Annotated in this window: 15 protein-coding genes; 7 read left to right on the top strand and 8 right to left on the bottom strand. The window is 38.2% G+C overall.

All coding sequences use genetic code 11. The features are described 5' to 3' along the window. Positions 1-64: 64 nt before the first annotated feature. From FXX65_RS07110 to FXX65_RS07100, 3 genes are read left to right on the top strand one after another with little or no spacing between them, the layout of a single operon-like run. Positions 65-1126: an FPP/GGPP synthase family protein gene (locus FXX65_RS07110; RefSeq protein ID WP_147615692.1), complete on the top strand. Its 1062-nt coding sequence runs from the start codon at positions 65-67 to the stop codon at positions 1124-1126. 16 nt (positions 1127-1142) lie between these two features. Then, positions 1143-1688, top strand: coding sequence for a tetratricopeptide repeat protein (locus tag FXX65_RS07105; protein ID WP_147615691.1), 546 nt, complete (start codon positions 1143-1145; stop codon positions 1686-1688). After that, positions 1681-2103 carry a SoxR reducing system RseC family protein gene (locus tag FXX65_RS07100; RefSeq protein ID WP_147615690.1) on the top strand — a complete coding sequence of 141 codons (423 nt, stop codon included), beginning with the start codon at positions 1681-1683 and terminating at the stop codon, positions 2101-2103. Before FXX65_RS07105 ends, FXX65_RS07100 begins: the two co-directional genes overlap by 8 nt. A 1-nt stretch (position 2104) precedes the next feature. Here FXX65_RS07100 and FXX65_RS07095 read toward each other — a convergent pair whose 3' ends face one another. After that, positions 2105-3295 (bottom strand): protein-glutamate methylesterase/protein-glutamine glutaminase, encoded by a 1191-nt coding sequence (locus FXX65_RS07095; RefSeq protein WP_147615689.1) that lies wholly within the window; start codon positions 3293-3295, stop codon positions 2105-2107. Positions 3296-3325: 30 nt separating this feature from the next. Beyond that, entirely contained in the window at positions 3326-4141 is an 816-nt protein-coding gene (locus FXX65_RS07090; protein WP_147615688.1) for a CheR family methyltransferase, read from the bottom strand. A gap of 156 nt (positions 4142-4297) precedes the next feature. Between FXX65_RS07090 and lptC the strand changes: the two genes are divergently transcribed. The 3 genes from lptC (at position 4298) to lptB (ending at position 6875) form a co-directional block, all read left to right on the top strand. Continuing rightward, positions 4298-4903, top strand: a complete 606-nt coding sequence (gene lptC / locus FXX65_RS07085) for an LPS export ABC transporter periplasmic protein LptC (RefSeq protein ID WP_147615687.1) — start codon at positions 4298-4300, stop codon at positions 4901-4903. Beyond that, the gene (locus tag FXX65_RS07080) at positions 4903-5766 is read left to right on the top strand and encodes an LptA/OstA family protein (RefSeq protein WP_147615686.1); all 864 of its coding nucleotides are present in this window, start codon (positions 4903-4905) and stop codon (positions 5764-5766) included. The genes lptC and FXX65_RS07080 overlap by 1 nt, the downstream gene beginning before the upstream one ends. Before the next feature lie 317 nt (positions 5767-6083). Further along, positions 6084-6875, top strand: a complete 792-nt coding sequence (gene lptB, locus FXX65_RS07075; protein WP_147615825.1) for an LPS export ABC transporter ATP-binding protein — start codon at positions 6084-6086, stop codon at positions 6873-6875. 138 nt (positions 6876-7013) lie between these two features. Here lptB and rny read toward each other — a convergent pair whose 3' ends face one another. From rny to FXX65_RS07050, 5 genes are all read right to left on the bottom strand, one after another. Next, entirely contained in the window at positions 7014-8543 is a 1530-nt protein-coding gene (gene rny, locus FXX65_RS07070; protein WP_147615685.1) for a ribonuclease Y, read from the bottom strand. 508 nt (positions 8544-9051) lie between these two features. Beyond that, positions 9052-10047, bottom strand: a complete 996-nt coding sequence (gene dctP / locus FXX65_RS07065; protein WP_147615684.1) for a TRAP transporter substrate-binding protein DctP — start codon at positions 10045-10047, stop codon at positions 9052-9054. 37 nt (positions 10048-10084) lie between these two features. Beyond that, entirely contained in the window at positions 10085-11521 is a 1437-nt protein-coding gene (locus tag FXX65_RS07060; RefSeq protein WP_147615683.1) for an ASKHA domain-containing protein, read from the bottom strand. Positions 11522-11658: 137 nt separating this feature from the next. Beyond that, positions 11659-12222: a hypothetical protein gene (locus tag FXX65_RS07055; RefSeq protein WP_147613771.1), complete on the bottom strand. Its 564-nt coding sequence runs from the start codon at positions 12220-12222 to the stop codon at positions 11659-11661. Between the two features lie 32 nt (positions 12223-12254). After that, the gene (locus tag FXX65_RS07050; protein WP_147615682.1) at positions 12255-13325 is read right to left on the bottom strand and encodes an HD domain-containing protein; all 1071 of its coding nucleotides are present in this window, start codon (positions 13323-13325) and stop codon (positions 12255-12257) included. A 216-nt stretch (positions 13326-13541) separates the two neighbouring features. Here FXX65_RS07050 and leuS point away from each other — a divergent pair, with 216 nt between their 5' ends. Then, complete coding sequence (leuS, locus tag FXX65_RS07045) at positions 13542-16082, top strand: leucine--tRNA ligase (RefSeq protein WP_147615681.1); 2541 nt, start codon at positions 13542-13544, stop codon at positions 16080-16082. A gap of 143 nt (positions 16083-16225) precedes the next feature. On the opposite strand, the gene FXX65_RS07040 is transcribed toward leuS, so the two are convergent. Beyond that, the gene (locus tag FXX65_RS07040) at positions 16226-17107 is read right to left on the bottom strand and encodes a M15 family metallopeptidase (RefSeq protein WP_147615680.1); all 882 of its coding nucleotides are present in this window, start codon (positions 17105-17107) and stop codon (positions 16226-16228) included. Between the last annotated feature and the right edge of the window lies 1 nt (position 17108).

Below are 17108 nucleotides of genomic sequence, written 5' to 3'. Positions count from 1 at the left end.
TTTTTAATATTTTGTATATAAAGTTTGTCTTACACAAGAAAATTATTTATAATTGGTGCAAATTATGAATAGCGAATTTAAAATCATTCTTGAAAAAATAGAAAATACATTAAAAACTTCCTTGCCAGAATCTACAAATAAAACCTGGCAAGAAGATTCTTTTGGAAAAATCGACACCTGCATAAACGACAGCCACATATCAACTCTTTTAAAACCGTGCAATCAGCTGCTAAACCTTGGTGGCAAACGATGGCGACCGCTTTTGCTCGTTTTATGTGCGCAGATGACGGCAGAAGTTAAAAACAAAAAAAACGACATCGAAAAAGCATATTCGCTTACGCCTCTGGTTGAATTTGCACATACGGCAAGCCTTATCCATGACGACATAGAAGACGGGGCAGACGAAAGACGTGGATTTCCATGCTCGTATATAACATACGGAACAGATGTTGCAATAAATGCAGCCAGCTGGCTCTACTTTGAAAGCACTTGTGCAATAAAAAAAATCAACACAGACGAAAAAGAAAAACTTCGCCTTTATGAACTTTTTTTGAACGAATTGAGGCTTTTGCATTTGGGACAGGCGATGGATATAAAATGGCACAAAACTCCAGATTTAATTCCTACGATAGATGAATATACTGCGATGGTCAGGAATAAGACAGGAACGCTTGCTCGCCTTGCCGTAAAAATTGGTATTTTAGCAGGTGGCGGAACAGAAGACGAAATTGAAAAAGCTGGAGCAATAGCACAAGACATTGGAGTGGGATTCCAGATAATAGATGATGTAAAAAATCTAACAACAGGAAATCCTGGAAAAAAACGCGGTGATGATATAGTCGAAGGTAAAAAATCGCTTCCTGTCCTCATGCACATAACTAAAAATCCGTCCGATAAACAGCTTCTTTGCAAATATTTTGCTCAATCAAAAAAAGAAGGAATTTCATCAACTGCTGTAGAAAAAGCGATAGAACTTTTAACAAAAAGCGAAGCCATTGAACAAGCACGCAAAAAGGGTAATGCTCTTGTTCAAGAAAAAACCAGAGAACTTTCTAACCTTTTTGCTCAAAAAACAAAATATGGAGAGTTGATTTTAGAATTGTTTGCTTCTATGCTTTGCAATTAGTTTTAATGGAGGCAATATGCCAGCAACAAAAGAAAATGCATCACAATTAAACACTCAAGCGATAGAATTTGCATCCAAAGGAGATTTTAAAGAAGCGATTGCCTGTTTTCAAAAAGCGCTCTCTATCGAAAGAAACAACTATCTTCTTTGGTTCAATTTGGGAGTTACATACCGAGATGCAGGAGATTTAATAAGAGCAAAAGAAGCATTAGAAAAAGCGTACGAAATAGAAGAATACGATGACGAAGTGATAGAATCGCTCGCAATGCTTAACTACAATTTAGGTTTTACAGAAGAGGCATTAGAACTGTGCGAAGAAGGAATATTAAAAAACGAAGCAAATGCGCGCCTTTGGAACACCTTTGGCGTAATACTTTTCAATAATAAAAACTACACAAGAGCGTGTTTTTCATTTGAAAAAGCGATAACTATAAATCCGTATTATTATGATGCGCTCTACAACCTAAGAGACACTTACGAAGAACTTGGAAATACTACAGGATATGCTCAATGCGTCGAACAGATGAAATCAATAAAAACTGATGGAATGATAGATGCGTAACCTTGCAAGAGTGATAAAAATAAAAGATGAAACAAAAACAGCAACGGTTTTGCCACTCTTTTCTTCTGCATGTATAAATTGTCTTTCAACTCTAAAATGCTCAAAAAATTTAAAAGTTATAGAGGCGACAAACAAAAAAGACCTAAAACTATCAGAAGGCGATATTGTAAAAATAGAACTTCCTCTATTCTTTAAAATCTCAACAGGAATTGCAGCCTTGTTTTTCCCAATAGGAGTTGCAATTCTTGGGTATTTTTTAAGTCCAATTTTTTATAACATAATAAATTTGCAAACGACGGAATTGCTGAGATTTGCATTTTCCGCCTTTTTTTTACTATTTGCAGAACTTTTAGTTTTCCTTTTTAGCCGTGTCAATATAGACTTCGTTTCGCCCGAAATTACACAAATTTTATAGATCAATAATTTTCAAGCGCAAGGCGACTTATTTCGCCAGCCATATCTTCCAGCTTTACCTGCTTTTGAACTCCACCCAATTCATAGGCAACTTTTGGCATTCCGTAAACGATTGAAGAATTTTCATCTTGCCCCAAAGTCCATGCACCTTGTTTTCGCATTTCTGCAAGTTCAACCGCTCCGTCTTTTCCCATTCCAGTCATTATAACGCCCAAGGCTTTATTCCCAAAAAGTTTTGCGACAGACTCAAATAGAACATCGGCAGAAGGTCTATGCCCATTTCTCTGTGGCTCTTGATTTGTTCTTATACAGAATTTTCCGTTTGCAGCTCTTTCAACTACTATGTGATAATTGCCAGGTGCAATATAAATCTTCCCTTCTTCAAGGACATCTCTATCTTCAGCTTCTTTTACAGAAAGAGGGCAAATTCTATCCAAACTTGAAGCAAATTCCTTTGTAAAACCAGCAGGCATATGCTGAACTACGAGAATTGGCTGTTTTACTTCTGGAGATATATTTTTAAAAACTTCTCTCAAAGCATTTGGTCCACCTGTAGAAATACCAATCGCAATCACCTCAATTTTGCCAGGTTCTCTTATTGCGGTTATCGTAGCAGGTGTTTTTGCTGTTTTTGGAGATTCAAATTCTGAAACAGGAGGCATCGTTTTTGTAGAAATTTCAGGAGCTTTTGAACCTAAAGTTTCAGAAAGTTTTCTTTGTATTGCACGCTCAGAAGCAAGTTTTGAATAATAATCTGTAGGATAGATTGATTTTCCGTGGCGTCGAGCATAAGAACCACCATAAGACGCTATCATCTCTACAAGTTTGTCTGCAACGGAATTTATATCCAATGAAACAGAACCATTTGGCTTAGTTATAAAATCCGACGCTCCAAGTTCAAGCGCTTCCATAGTAACAGCAGCGCCTTTTTCTGCTATTGAAGAAAGAATTATAACAGGAATATCGCCATCATTTTGCTTTCTGTATCGCAAATATTCTATTCCCGTCATCACAGGCATTTCTATATCCAAGATGATTACATCTGGCTTTGTAATTTTTAATTTTTCTATAAGAAATTGTCCGTTCATCGCTTTTTCGACAACTTTCATTCCAGGGGTGCTATCTATAACCCTCGAAATTACGTTTCTCATCAAAGCAGAATCATCGCAAACTAAAACCGAAATATCGTCCATAATTACTTTAAACTCCCAACTACCAAAAAATTAGATATTCTTTTGATAGATACAAGCCCAATCTGTTTTTAAAAATTCAAATTTTGTATCCATTCCAAAAAGCGATTCAGAATGTCCTATAAAAAGATAAGATTTATTTCCTAGTGCATCCCAAAACCTGTCTATACAGGCCTTTTGAGCAGCATCATCAAAATAAATCAAAACGTTGCGGCAAAATATAACATCCAAATTTCGCATTCCAGAATCGTTTCTAAGGTTATGATAGTCAAATTTTATTGAAGAAACCAAATCTTGCACAACCTGATATCCGCCATCTCTCTTTTCAAAATATTTCGAAAGGTAATTCTCTGGCACACCTTGAATCCTTGATTCAGGATAAAATCCTTGCTGTCCTACCATAAGCGATTTTAAAGAAATATCAGAAGCAGTTATCATAAACTTATAACCAGGTGGAAGAATCTCTTTTAAAATCATCGCAATCGTATAAGGTTCTTCTCCAGTTGAACAACCAGCACTCCAAATCTTTATCGTCTTGTCCCCAGTTTTTTTCTTCTCCTCCAAGACATGTGGAATTACATAATTGATAAAGGCATCAAAATGTGGTTGGTTTCGGAAGAATCTCGTCAAATTCGTCGTTACAGAGTCAAGCATAGAATTCATCTCTGACTCATTCGAGGTAATTAAACTATAATATTCCGTAATCGATGAGAGTTTTTTTTCTCTCAAAATTTCCTTTAAACGAGAGTCAAGAATAGATCTATTGGTGGCAGAAAAAGTTATACCACTTTTATCATAGATAATCTTTCTAAACATCTCAAATTCGGCATCAGTAAGTAAATCCGTCATTTGTATCATTATAATCCGTGAAATTTGAATTGTAAATCGAATTGATATTTTTAACAGAAAGTTAGGTTTCCAAGGTGATTTTAACTTAGCAGTCATTAAGTACAAGGTTTTCACTCTGCGTTGACAAATGAAGATGTTTATTGGAAAATCGTTTTAATGTTCATATTGAAAAAAGTCCTTTTGCTTTGGTCAATTTCATTTTTTTTTGTTGCCTGCTCTTTAAACTATGGCAATGAAAAAGATTTTGAAAGCATTGTTCCAGAATTTACTTTCGAAGATGCAGTTTTTAAAAGATACGCAGACAATTCATTGAGGATGGATTTAGAAGTACAAAAACTTGAACAGTACAAAAGCGACGGTTCAGCTTATGCAAAAAATGCAAAATTCAAAACTTTTAAAGAAGACGGCTCTCATGATACAGAAGGAAGTTGCTCTTTGCTTGCATTAAACATAACAGACAAAAAATATTCCCTCTTTGATGAAATAAAAATAAATGTGGAATCAGAAGAACTTACAATAACCGCACAAGCTCTTCATTTTGATGCAAATTCAGAACAGCTTACTGGCGGACTTGACCAAATTGTTCAAATAAAACGAAAAGGTACAGTTCTAAAGGGAAAAGGTTTTTCTGCAAGCGGCGTAAGCAAGAATTTTAAATTTTTAAGCGATGTATCGGGAATCGTATACGACACGTCAAACGAAAATTCCAATCTGCACTCTGAACAAGAAAATAGCAAAATCAAAGGCGGAGAAATAAATTGATGAAAAAATTTCTCTTTGTTCCTTTTATTTTTGCGTCAATTTTTTTTGCCGCAAGTGAAGAAATCAATTTTTCTTCGGATTCCATGTCTGGAATTGCAGGAAGCAAAACAGACAAAACCATTTTATCGGGAAATGCTTTCGTAAAAACTTCTACAATGCAAATAAAAGCAGATTCAATAGAACTTTCTGGAGACGACTTTAGATATATAACAGCAGAAGGCCAAGTTGAAGGTTCAATTTACGAAAGCAAAATGGATTTTACCTGCGGAAAACTTAGGTACGACAGAAAAACAAAAATCGCAAAACTAGAAGATTCTGTGCATCTGGTCGACAACGAAAACGATGTAACGGCAGACGCGCAATTTATAGAATACGACCAAAATCGAGAAACTGCGATAATGCAAATTTCAATATCGTTAAAACAAAAAAATAACACCTGCACTTCCGCCTTTGCAATTTACAGAAAAGCAAAACAGCTTTTAGAAATGAGCGGAAATCCAAAAATCGTGCAGGGGCAAGATTCCTTTAGCGCGCAAGAAATTATGCTAAATCTAAAAACTCAAGAAATCACTTTGGACGGTCGCGTAAAAGGCTCTGTTACAGATTCTAAAAAAGAAGAAAAAAAAGCTGCAACGCAAAATCAAGAGAATCAGGCGGAAAGTGAAGATTCAACAGATATAGCAGATTCTAATTCAGCAGATTCAAAGCGAGAAGAACGAATTCCACCAGAAGAAAATAAAAACATAGTTGCAGACGAAACGACAAAATCCGAAAGAACTGATAAGTCAGAAAAAAATGATAAGGCCACAGCAAGAGAGCAAAATGACAGGGGTGAAAAGTCAAACGAAGGCGGTAAACGATGAAAAGCGAAATTAAAAAAGACCCACAAGAAAAAACAGGCACACAAAAAGACTTCGCGCTGTCGAACTCATCAACAAAAAAAACACAAAAATTGCAAAATTCAGTAGAGCAGTCGCCCTCTTCACAACCGCAACAATCTTCTCAATTTGCACAATTTGGAGCTTCCAAACCCGAACAGCCAGCAACTTTTCAACAAGAACAATCTTCCACAAACTTCTCAAATGCTTCTCAAGTTGAACAACCAGTCGTTCCACAAACAGACTCTCCCAAACCCGAACAAGAAGCCATTCCACAATCGCTACAGACTTCCGACTCACAACTGGTCGCTCCGCTACCAGTCGCTCCACAACCAGTCGCTTCTCAAGAACAACAATCCCAATCTACAACTCATACGCTACGGGTTTCTTCGCTCTACAAATCTTTTGGAAGAAAAAAAGTTGTTCAGGGCGTTGATTTTCAGATGCAAACAGGAGAAGTGCTCGGTCTTTTAGGTCCAAACGGTGCAGGAAAAACTACCTCGTTTTATATGATAGTCGGTTTTTACAAGCCTACAAACGGAGAAATTTTTTTAGACGATTTACGGATAACAGATCTCCCGATGTACAAGCGTGCAAGGCTTGGTATTTCGTACCTGCCACAAGAGCCTTCTGTTTTTAGAAAATTAACCGTCGAAGAAAACATCTGGTCAATTCTCGAAACTCGCGTGGACCTCACTCATCAGGAAAAATTGCAGCACCTCGAAGAATTGATAGAAGAATTTTCAATCGGACGCATAAGAAAACAGCCGGCATTCACGCTTTCTGGTGGTGAACGGCGCAGAACAGAAATTGCACGCTCGCTTGCGATAGAGCCAAAGTTTTTACTGCTAGACGAACCCTTTGCTGGCATTGACCCAATCGCTGTTGCCGACATAAAAACGATGATTAAACTCCTTGCTAAGCGTGGAATCGGCATTCTAATAACAGATCACAATGTTCGCGACACATTGGAAATAACAGACCGTGCGATAATAATTTCGACTGGGCAGATTTTAATTCAAGGAAATCAGAAGGATATAATCGAAAGTCCGCTTGCCCGTGAAATTTACCTGGGCGAAAATTTCCGTATGTAAAATCATTCTTTATAAATTAATGAGGGGAAAGCCTTCCCCTGCGGTCGCACTTCGTTGCTCCCTACCCCTTCTCCTGGGGCTCTGCCCCAAACCCCGCCCCATAAAAAAACCGCCTTATAAAAAGGCGGTTCAAAAAATTTATCTTGCGTATTCTACAATTCTTGTTTCTCGAATCATAGTCAGTTTTATGCGCCCCGGGTATCGCAAATCAGTTTCAATCTGCTTTGCAATTTTTTGGGCAAGTTCCTTAACTTCTCCATCTGGAATTTTCTCGTTATTAACAAGAATTCTAAGTTCTCTTCCCGCTTGAATCGCATAGGCTTTTTCTACACCGGTAAACTTTTCCGCAATTTCTTCAAGATTTTCAAGACGCTTTACATAATTGTCAGCAGTTTCTTTTCTTGCGCCAGGTCTTGCAGCCGAAATAGCATCTGCAATCTGAACGATAACCGCTTCTATTGTTGTAGGCGCGCAATCCTGATGGTGAGCCGCAATCGCATTTATTACACGAGGGTCTTCTCCCATCTTTCTTGCCATTTCTGCACCAACTTCTGCGTGGTTTTTATCGCTGTCGCTTTCTGCACCCTTGCCAATGTCGTGCAAAAGGGCTGCACGCTTTGCAAGTTCCTTATTTGCGCCAATTTCCGAAGCGATTAAACTTGCAATTTCTGCAACTTCTTTAGAATGAGTAAGAACGTTCTGACCGTAACTTGTGCGGAAGTAAAGACGTCCCAAAGCACGAACCCCATCCTGACTCATATTGTGGATTCCGAGGTCAAACAGAACTTTTTCGCCTTCCTCATAAATCTTTTGCTGAATTTCGCGGGTAACTTTCTGCACGATTTCTTCAATCCTTGCAGGATGAATTCTCCCGTCAGTTACAAGGCGCTCCAAAGACTGCTTCGCAATTTCTTTGCGCACAGGATCAAAACAACTTATTACAACCGCTTCTGGAGTGTCGTCGATTATTATATCAACGCCAGTTAAAGTTTCCAAAGCACGAATATTGCGACCTTCACGACCAATTATTCTACCTTTCATCTCGTCGCCAGGAAGAGAAACAGTTGCAACTGTTATATCGCTGGTAACTTCGGTAGCAAGGCGCTGTATAGTTTCGACTAAGATTTGCTGCGCTTTTTTGTCGGCAGTAAGTTGCGATTCCTGTTCAATCTTGTTTAAAAGCGCCTGTGCATCGTGGCGAGCTTCGTTTTCAAGATTTTTAATGATTAAATCTTTTGCTTCTTGCGCAGAAAGACCAGAAATTCTTTCAAGCTCGCGACGATAAGTCTCTTCTTGAACAGCAATTTGATTTTCACGCTTTTGCATGGAAGATTCTCGTTCAACAAAATCCTGCTCTTTTTTATCGAGTTCATTGCTGCGTTTGTCTACAAGTTCTTCTTTTTTTGCAACCCTTGATTCATAAACCTGAATTTCTTTACGACGTTCACGGTTTTCACGTTCCTGTTGTTGACGTTCTTTGAGGAGTTGATCTTTTACTTCAAGCAAATATTCTTTTTTCTGGGCTTCCGCTTCTTTTATTGCGTCCTGCTTAACACGTTCAGCTTTCTGCTCCGCCGAAGATAATTGAAATTTGGCATACAACCAACGAATAATCCATCCAAGAACTATACCAGCAACAGGAAGAATTACGAATAATAAAATATTCACAATATTCTCCTTTGCATTTATTAAGGAGTTGGATTTTTGCAAAAATAAAACGCAAAGCGTCGATTTTCAAAAAACCGCCCCCAAAATACCGAATATATTCTATAGTAAGAAGTTATTGATGTCAAACGAAAAAAAATATGTTATTAGCACAGGGGTTTGTGCTTGTAAAGTTTTTTTTTGCAAAACTGTCAGCATTTAATTCTTGGTCGCACCGCCGTGTGCGACAAGCGGCAGGGTCTACTTGTAGCCCCGCTACCCGCCTGCGAGCTTCCAACGGCAAGGGATTGTGCTTTAAGAAAAACTTCCGTGTTTTTCTTAAAGCGACAGTTTTTTGCAAAACTGTCAACATATATTGCAGGTCGCACCTCCTGTGCGACAAGCGGCAGGGATTGAAGTGGCGGCGAAGCCGTCGACCGCAGGAGCAAAGCGACGAGGACGATGAGCGTTAGCGAACCACGCAAAGCCCGTTTTTTGCACAACGCAAGTGCAGCAAAAAGCCGCACATAAGCTAATTTGTATTTTGAATTTCGTTTAAAATTTCTAACTGGCGTTCTGTAAAATGCTTGTAAATTAAAGGGCGAATTTTTTGGAGAGTTTTTAGCCTGTCGTCCAATTTTGGAGTTGTTATAATTGAACCTTCGGCAACAACTTTTTCGAGCGCAGTTTTTTCGTATTCAAGCCAGGCCATTTTTTGCACCGCTCCAGAATCTTGCGCTGCCTCGAAAATCAAATTTATATCGCTTTGAGTGAGTGCAGCGAGTGATTTTTTTGAGCCAACCAAAATATCGGGAATTCTTGAATGTTCATCTTTAAAATAGTACTTTGCAACTTTATACTGCCCTGTGGCTTCGTATGAAGGAATGTTATTTTCTGCAGCATCGATTTTATGGGAACGGAATGCGGATTCAACTTCGCGCAAGTCCATTGGAACAGGTTTTGCTTCCAGTGCATTTATGAATTCCAGCATTGGAACTGAAGCTTGTGTTCTTATTTTTAAACCTTTTAAATCGCTAAAACTTGAAATTTTGTCGTTTGAATAAAAACTTCTCGCTCCTGAGTCGTAATAGCAAAGCCCATAAAGCGAATGCTGCTCCATCTTTTTTAACATCCTTGAACCGATTTCTCCATCTATGACTTTCCAAAAGTGAATCGCATCTCTGTACTGACCTGGCACAAAAAGAAGTTCAAAATCTGGCTCTATTACAGGAAGCAACGCGCACGATGTTCTTGTAAAATCGATTTTGCCGAATTTTACCATTTCCAAGGTTTCTTCTTCTCCACCTTCTATGCCGTCTGCAATGACTTCTATATTTATGCGGCCACGAGATCTTTCTTTTACAAGGCGAGAAAATTCATGAAGACCGACAACTGTGGGATACCCTTCCGAATGAATATCGCAAACCTTTAAATTTATTTCTGGAACTGAAACCTGTTTTTTTGAACAGCCAGTAAGTATTAAAACAATTATAGCGAGCAAAAAAGACCGTTTTAATTGATTTTTCATGGAATTTTTCCTCTTAAATTTTTATAAATATATTTTTTTAATGCGATTTAAAATCTATTGAACTTAAATATCGGTGCTGAAAATCTGGCACTGCGGCAAGATTTATTTGAATAGAATTTTTTGCAAGTGCGAGTGCCTTATTTCGCAAAGTTTTTGAAAAAAGCAAGACCGAAGCACCTGCCAGAGCAGCATTTCCTAAACTTACGCAGCGTTTTTCAAGCGAAGACGGAATCAAACCGATAGCGCTCGCTTCTTGCATGTCCAGATTAGAACCAAAACTTCCAGCCAAGCACAAAACAGGAAGCGATGGAGAGCGTTCTATCATATACGAAAGCCCTATAAAAACTGCGGATTTTGCAAGCTGCATATTTCTTATGTCCGATTGCGAAAGATAAACTGCTGGAGTGAGCTGAATGCAATTTGTCCCGTCGCCGAGTTTTGAAATTGATTTTTGAATAACTCCAGAACTGTCTATAAAATTGTTCTTATACAAAACAGCGCCCGCACTTATAAGACCAGAGCCACAAATTCCCTTTGCACAACCGCCACCTATGACACTGCATTCCAAATTTCCATTGTAAAAAACTTTATCGATTGCACCGTCTACAGAACTCATTCCGCAACTTATATTTGCCGCTTCAAATGCAGGACCTGCCGCAGCCGAAGTGCATAAAATTTTACTCTTTTTAGAATCTGTAGAAGGAATATAGAGAGCAATTTCTGTATTTGTTCCAATATCTGTAAGCAAAAGAGGAACATCTAAAGGATATTCAAAAGCGGTGTGTTTTTCGCCATCTAAAGCAGAAAATCCTGCGGAAAGCATTGCGCAAACGGTATCCGCACCAATAAAAGCGCCTATGCACGGCGGAAAATAAACCGAAGTATTTTTATTTATTACGCTAGAAGAAAATAGATGTAAAATTTCTGGCGTGGGCAAATCTAAAGGGCTGCATTTTTCGTTTACCTGCCCTGTTCTTATTTCGTGCCAACTAGAAACAAAGCCAAAATGCGACGGAGGTGTAAAAGGTGCAACTGCAAGGGAATCTACAGGAAAAGCACAGACAAAACTTAACATAGTAGTGTTGCCTGTTATCACGATTTTAGAAACTTCTAGACGAATTCCCCGGGGTGCTTTTTTTGAAGCCTGCACCATAGCTTGAGAAAACATTTTTTCTAATTGTGCAACTATTGCGTAGTGCAATGCTGAAGGTCCGGATTCCACAACTCGAGAAGAGCCTGTAAGCGGAGGGCGAGTTGCAAAGGTTATGCGTTTTATGACATCAAAACCGTAGCGCATTTGAGAATTTTTTTCTGCCACAGTTGCTAAAAGTTTTCGGGTTGCCAGCGACCAGACATTTACCGCAACAGTTGTAGTTCCAACGTCAACAGCGATTCCTACTTCTGCAAGGGTTGAAACATCTTCATCCAAAGATTCAGGAATTTCTGGTATAAGACCATCGGTTTGAATCCGCATTTTTAAATCCTAAAAAATGAAATCTCTCGCTGTTTTTTAGTTTACTGTATGTTTTATTTATCTGCAAATGAGCGCAATTAAAACGAGCAAAAATTTTAAGCGAATTTTAATGAATGATTTAAGTATTTTGGATAGAACTAAAATCTAAATTTTATTTCGATTATATTGTCGGAAGAACCGCCACGTGGCATGTGCCGCCAAGAAGCACAAATTTCTGGATCAAAGCCTTTTTTCTGCCAGCCAAAATCGTACGCTAAAGAAAATGCAAAACCGTTTCCAAAGTCGCTCGAATGTATGTATTCATCTTGATCTGAAAGTCCAAAAAAATCAGTACGCCTGCCAAGGCAATACTGAACATCTGCGTTCAATCCTGCAAATCCAGGATAAAATCTAAAACCAAAAGTTCCGCAATAATCCCAAAGATAAATGTGATTACTTCCTTTCCATCTTGCATCGATTACGGTGTCTGCCCCAAAAGTTAAAGAAATATTTTGGGCAAGAGGAATAAAAAAAACAGCGTCTGAGCAGAGAATCATCTGTGCAGAGCGGTTAAAAGAGTCGAGTTTGCTCTTTAAATCTTTATCGCCATAAAAAACATAGCCAGAGCCAATACCAAATTTTATATTTGGTTTTGCAAAACAAGAAAAAGCGATAAAAAAATGTATAAGAAAAAGCATTAAGATTTTTGTTGATTTTTTCATAGTTTTATTATCGGCAATTATTTTTAATAGAATTAACTTTGATTTTTGCGCAAAAGTTTTACACCAGCAAACGGCGCGTCGTTATATGTTAAAACTTTTTGAATTTCATGCTGTGCAACTCTGCTTATTGAAGAAAGGCGTACGGCATTTTGACCTTTAACTATAACGAGCGGATCGATGTAGCGTTTTTTTACTTGCAAATTTACAAAGTAAAAATCATCTGATGGAGCGGTTTTAAATCGTTCAATTTTTTTCATCGTGCGCCAGGTTTTTATTAAGACAGAAAGTTCCGTCTGTGGATTTTTTTTTGCATAAAGATTCAGGCGTTTTATCAAGATTTTTTCCGTCTCATAAAAACACTCGTCCTCGCTTAAAACGCCAGTTTGAATTGCAGTGTTTACGATTTTGCCGAGCATGTTTAGAGCGATTTTATTTTCGTTTTTTTGAAGAATCAAAGCGCAATCGCAAAAGCCTTTTGTGTAAAGTTCTGCCAGATGAATATCGGTAAAACCTAATTCATCCTGTGCATCTTCGTTTTTTAAAATGCAAATGGCAGAATAGATTTTTTTAGCTTCTTTTAAAGTCCAAACTTTTCCTTTTATTCGTTTTGAAAGAGACATATTGCTTGGAAACATATATTCCAGACGGTCGGACGAAAGGCGAGGAATTTCGTTGTCGCAGACTGGATAGTCATGATAATTTGCAATCTTTTCTAAAGGGATTCCATCTCTTTCCAGAAGGCGATTTAACTCGATGTCTTGTTGGAGTATTTGTTGAGTTTTACCCTCGCTAAATTCCTGCTTTAATGCGTCGCCGTTTCTAAAATCGTTTACGTGGCTAAAAGCCGCGGTTGCTATGTCGTGAAAAAGGCTTGCTAAAGTCTGAACTTTGTCCTTTGTAAAATTCCAGGTTATAAGTGCAGTTCCTAGGCTATGATCGAAACGGCTGTAAAAAAAGCAGTTTGAATAAAGTTTTGTCCAGTCGGTTCCGCACAAAAGTCCAATGCCTTTTAACCTCTGTAAAATTTTAAGATTTAAATATTCATTGAGCCAAGCAGGAAATTCTTTGCAAAGTATTTTGTGATATTTTTTTGAAAAGTTCATCCTTTTTAACATTATATTGACTTTGGCTTAGTGATGGTAGCAGCATAGTCCCGAGCGAAGCGAGGGATGAGCCGCGTAAGACGGCGAACTGCGGACAGCACGACGGCGTTCTCGCCGGAAGCCCCGTATTTTCAAGAATTTGCGAAAATGGTACAATCGCTTTGTTATTTTACTTGCGGATTTTTATTTTAAAGTCTGCTAAAAGAGGTGTTTTACATGTATCCGTTTGAGAATATTGAAACTAAATGGCAAAAATACTGGGAAGAAAACAAGACTTTTAAAACTTTTGAAGACCCTGCGTTTCCTAAAGAAAAAAGGCGCTATGTTCTTGATATGTTTCCTTATCCAAGCGGAGCGGGGCTGCATGTTGGCCACCCCGAAGGCTACACTGCGACTGACATCTATTCAAGATTTTTGAGGATGAACGGCTACAATGTTTTGCATCCTATGGGGTACGACGCTTTTGGGCTTCCAGCAGAAAATTATGCGATTAAAACAGGAACTCACCCTGCGGAAACCACTTTTAAGAATATAGAAAATTTTTCTAAGCAGATTAAGGCTTTGGGTTTTTCGTACGACTGGGACAGAGAAATTAAAACCTGTACTCCAGACTACTACAGATGGACACAGTGGATATTTTTGCAACTATATAAAAAAGGCTTGGCGTACGAAGCTCAGACTCCTATAAACTGGTGTCCTTCTTGTATGACAGGACTTGCTAACGAAGAAGTAAAAGAAGGTCACTGCGATCGATGCGGCTCGCAAGTTACGCACAAGGTTATAAGGCAGTGGATTTTAAAGATAACCGCTTATGCTGAGCGTCTGCTCGAAGATTTAGATGAACTTGATTGGCCCGAAAGCGTAAAAGCGATGCAGAGAAACTGGATTGGTAAATCTACAGGTGCAGAGGTTGATTTTGCAGTTGCAGGAAAAGATGGCAAACCAACTGGCGACAAATTAACCGTATACACGACGAGATGCGACACGCTCTTTGGTGCTACATACATGGTAATTTCTCCAGAGCACCCCATGATTGAAAAACTTACTTCTTCTGAACAAAAAGAAAAGGTTGAAGCATACATAGAAGAAGCGGCAAAAAAGTCAGACCTTGAACGCACTGATTTGGCAAAAACCAAAACTGGTGTTTTTTCTGGAACTTATGCGATAAATCCTGTAAACAATAAACTCATTCCAATTTGGGTTGCTGACTATGTTTTAATCTCTTATGGAACTGGTGCAATTATGGCGGTTCCTGCACACGACAGTCGCGACTGGGAATTTGCAAAGAAATTTGACCTTCCGATAATCGAAGTTTTAAAAAGCGAAGTTGACGTTCAAGAACAGCCGTGGACAGAAGACGGAATTCATGTAAATTCTGAATTTTTAAACGGATTGAATAAAAAAGACGCAATCGAAAAAATGCTCGATTTTTTGGAAGAAAAAAAGATTGGCAAAAAAGCAATAAATTATAAATTGCGCGACTGGGTATTCAGCAGGCAGCGATATTGGGGCGAACCAATTCCTCTGATTCACTGCGAGAACTGCGGTACTGTTCCTGTTCCAGAAGATGAACTTCCGCTTGAATTGCCTGCCGTAAAAACGTATCAGCCAACGGGAACCGGCGAGTCTCCTCTTGCAGGAATTGACTCTTGGGTAAATTGCACTTGTCCGAAATGTAAAAAGCCTGCAAAGCGCGAAACTAATACGATGCCACAATGGGCTGGAAGCTGCTGGTATTATCTTCGCTATATAGATCCAAATCAGGAAAAATCATTTTGCGATCCTAAAAAAGAATCTTACTGGATGCCTGTAGACTTGTATGTTGGTGGAGCAGAACACGCTGTTCTTCATCTTTTGTATGCAAGATTTTGGCACAAGGTTTTGTACGACTGCGGATTGGTTTCCACAAAAGAACCTTTTAAGCGTCTCATAAACCAAGGAATGATAACATCTTTTGCATTCCAGAGAAAATCCAAGTCGCTTGTTGCTGTTGACGCTGTTATAGAAAAAGATGGCAAGTATTATGCGAAAGACGATGGTGAAGAACTCGAAAGGGTTATCGCAAAGATGTCTAAATCGCTTAAAAATGTCGTAAATCCAGACGAGATGATAAAAAACTATGGTGCAGACAGCGTAAGAATGTACGAGATGTTTATGGGACCGCTTACAGTTTCTAAACCGTGGAACACACAGGGCTTGGTCGGAATAAACAGATTTCTGGATAAAATTTGGACGCTTTCTGAAAAACCAATGACACAAATCGACATAACAGGAAAACTTGACGACAACCTTGCCGATTTAAGAAAAACTTATGCAAAGACAGTTCAAAAAGTTACAGATGATACAGCTAATTTGGATTTTAACGTTGCAATAAGTCAAATGATGATTTTTATAAATGAAGCGTCAAAATTTGATTCGCTTCCAAAAGCTATGTGGGAAGGTTTTGTCCTTTTACTTTCTCCTTATGCACCACACTTATGTGAAGAATTGTGGCAAAAATTGGGGCACAACCAAAGCACATCCAAAGAAAAATGGCCAGAATTTGATTCAAAATTCTGTGTCGAAGATACAAAAGAAATAGTCGTAAGCGTAAATGGCAAAGTCCGCGATAAATTTAAAGTCGCAGTGGGAGCGTCAAAAGACGAACTTGAAAAACTTGCAAAACAGACCGAAGGATTTAAAAAATTCTGCGACGGTAAAACGATTGTCAAGATAATCGTTGTTCCAGAAAAACTCGTGAACATCGTTGTAAAATAGTTTTACAAGCATAAAAAATCCTGCAAGTGTTTTTATTTGCAGGATTTTTTTATTTTGTAGGATTTTTTGTTTATGTTAAAAATTAAAAGCAATAGCAGTTTTAATCTTCAATAAAATGTTTATTTCATTCTATCCGCGATATTTTAAGCTGGGTCGCAATTCTTCCATTCGCTTAAAAATTCAATCATAAACTGCTGCACGTTAGAAAACCACTTTTGCTGAAATTTACAAGCTTTTTTTCCTACATATCTAAAATGCCAGCTTTCCCATTTATAGCCAGTAACATCTTCGTAGCCTTTTGGAAAACTGAGGCTCCAGCCATACTTTGAAGCATTTTTAAAAACCCACTGCCCTGCTGGAGTCTGGTCAAACGCATCAGAAACTGGGGCAAAATCAATGACAAGCCCAAGTTGATGCTGGCTCGTTCCTGCACGAGAACTCGAACGCTCCGCCTCTTCTAAACCGTCAACCTTTACCCAATAATTAAAAAGATTTACCTGATACTCGTATGAGCGATATGTTGAGCTCACCGTTAAGATAACTCCATCTTCTTTTGCAGCTTGCGCAAGCTCTTTTAGTGCATTAAAGGCTTCCTGGCGAAGATAAAGATTATTTTTATTTATGTTATAAACTGGATTTTTTTCGAGATGAATGAGATTTTTTGGCTCGTAATTTTCGGGAGCAAGATGCTGTTTGTCGATTAAGAAAAATGGACTTAAATCATCGCTGTTAAATTCCGCTTCGCTTTTTAAAACTTCATCCAAATCTGCCAAAAATTCGTTTGCGTCTCCATTTGGAATTGCATTTTTACAGCGCTCGCTCATTTTAGAAAGGACAAGCCGCAATTTTTCTATCTGGGCATCGCTTTTTAAATTTTCTTTTAAGTCGACAGAAGTTTTTTCAGATTTTTTTTCTAAAAATGAATGAATCGTTCCACTTTGATTTTTAATTCCATTCGCAGTTAAAAGTTTTGTACATCCAAAAAGATAAAAAACTAAAGGTACAATAAAAATTATTTTTTTCATT

The organism is Treponema pectinovorum (genome assembly GCF_900497595.1).
In the GTDB taxonomy this organism is placed as follows: Bacteria; Spirochaetota; Spirochaetia; order Treponematales; family Treponemataceae; genus Treponema_D; species Treponema_D pectinovorum.
The sequence above is the reverse complement of the archived record's forward strand: the minus strand, read 5'-3'. Positions and strand labels throughout refer to the sequence as shown.

What these genes read in the sequence shown, in the direction of transcription:
- FXX65_RS07110 (WP_147615692.1), top strand. Translation starts at nt 65, where the DNA reads ATGAATAGCGAATTTAAAATCATTCTTGAAAAAATAGAAAATACATTA.
- FXX65_RS07105 (WP_147615691.1), top strand. Translation starts at nt 1,143, where the DNA reads ATGCCAGCAACAAAAGAAAATGCATCACAATTAAACACTCAAGCGATA.
- FXX65_RS07100 (WP_147615690.1), top strand. Translation starts at nt 1,681, where the DNA reads ATGCGTAACCTTGCAAGAGTGATAAAAATAAAAGATGAAACAAAAACA.
- FXX65_RS07095 (WP_147615689.1), bottom strand. Translation starts at nt 3,295, where the DNA reads ATGGACGATATTTCGGTTTTAGTTTGCGATGATTCTGCTTTGATGAGA.
- FXX65_RS07090 (WP_147615688.1), bottom strand. Translation starts at nt 4,141, where the DNA reads ATGACGGATTTACTTACTGATGCCGAATTTGAGATGTTTAGAAAGATT.
- lptC (WP_147615687.1), top strand. Translation starts at nt 4,298, where the DNA reads ATGTTCATATTGAAAAAAGTCCTTTTGCTTTGGTCAATTTCATTTTTT.
- FXX65_RS07080 (WP_147615686.1), top strand. Translation starts at nt 4,903, where the DNA reads ATGAAAAAATTTCTCTTTGTTCCTTTTATTTTTGCGTCAATTTTTTTT.
- dctP (WP_147615684.1), bottom strand. Translation starts at nt 10,047, where the DNA reads ATGAAAAATCAATTAAAACGGTCTTTTTTGCTCGCTATAATTGTTTTA.
- FXX65_RS07060 (WP_147615683.1), bottom strand. Translation starts at nt 11,521, where the DNA reads ATGCGGATTCAAACCGATGGTCTTATACCAGAAATTCCTGAATCTTTG.
- FXX65_RS07055 (WP_147613771.1), bottom strand. Translation starts at nt 12,222, where the DNA reads ATGAAAAAATCAACAAAAATCTTAATGCTTTTTCTTATACATTTTTTT.
- FXX65_RS07050 (WP_147615682.1), bottom strand. Translation starts at nt 13,325, where the DNA reads ATGAACTTTTCAAAAAAATATCACAAAATACTTTGCAAAGAATTTCCT.
- leuS (WP_147615681.1), top strand. Translation starts at nt 13,542, where the DNA reads ATGTATCCGTTTGAGAATATTGAAACTAAATGGCAAAAATACTGGGAA.
- FXX65_RS07040 (WP_147615680.1), bottom strand. Translation starts at nt 17,107, where the DNA reads ATGAAAAAAATAATTTTTATTGTACCTTTAGTTTTTTATCTTTTTGGA.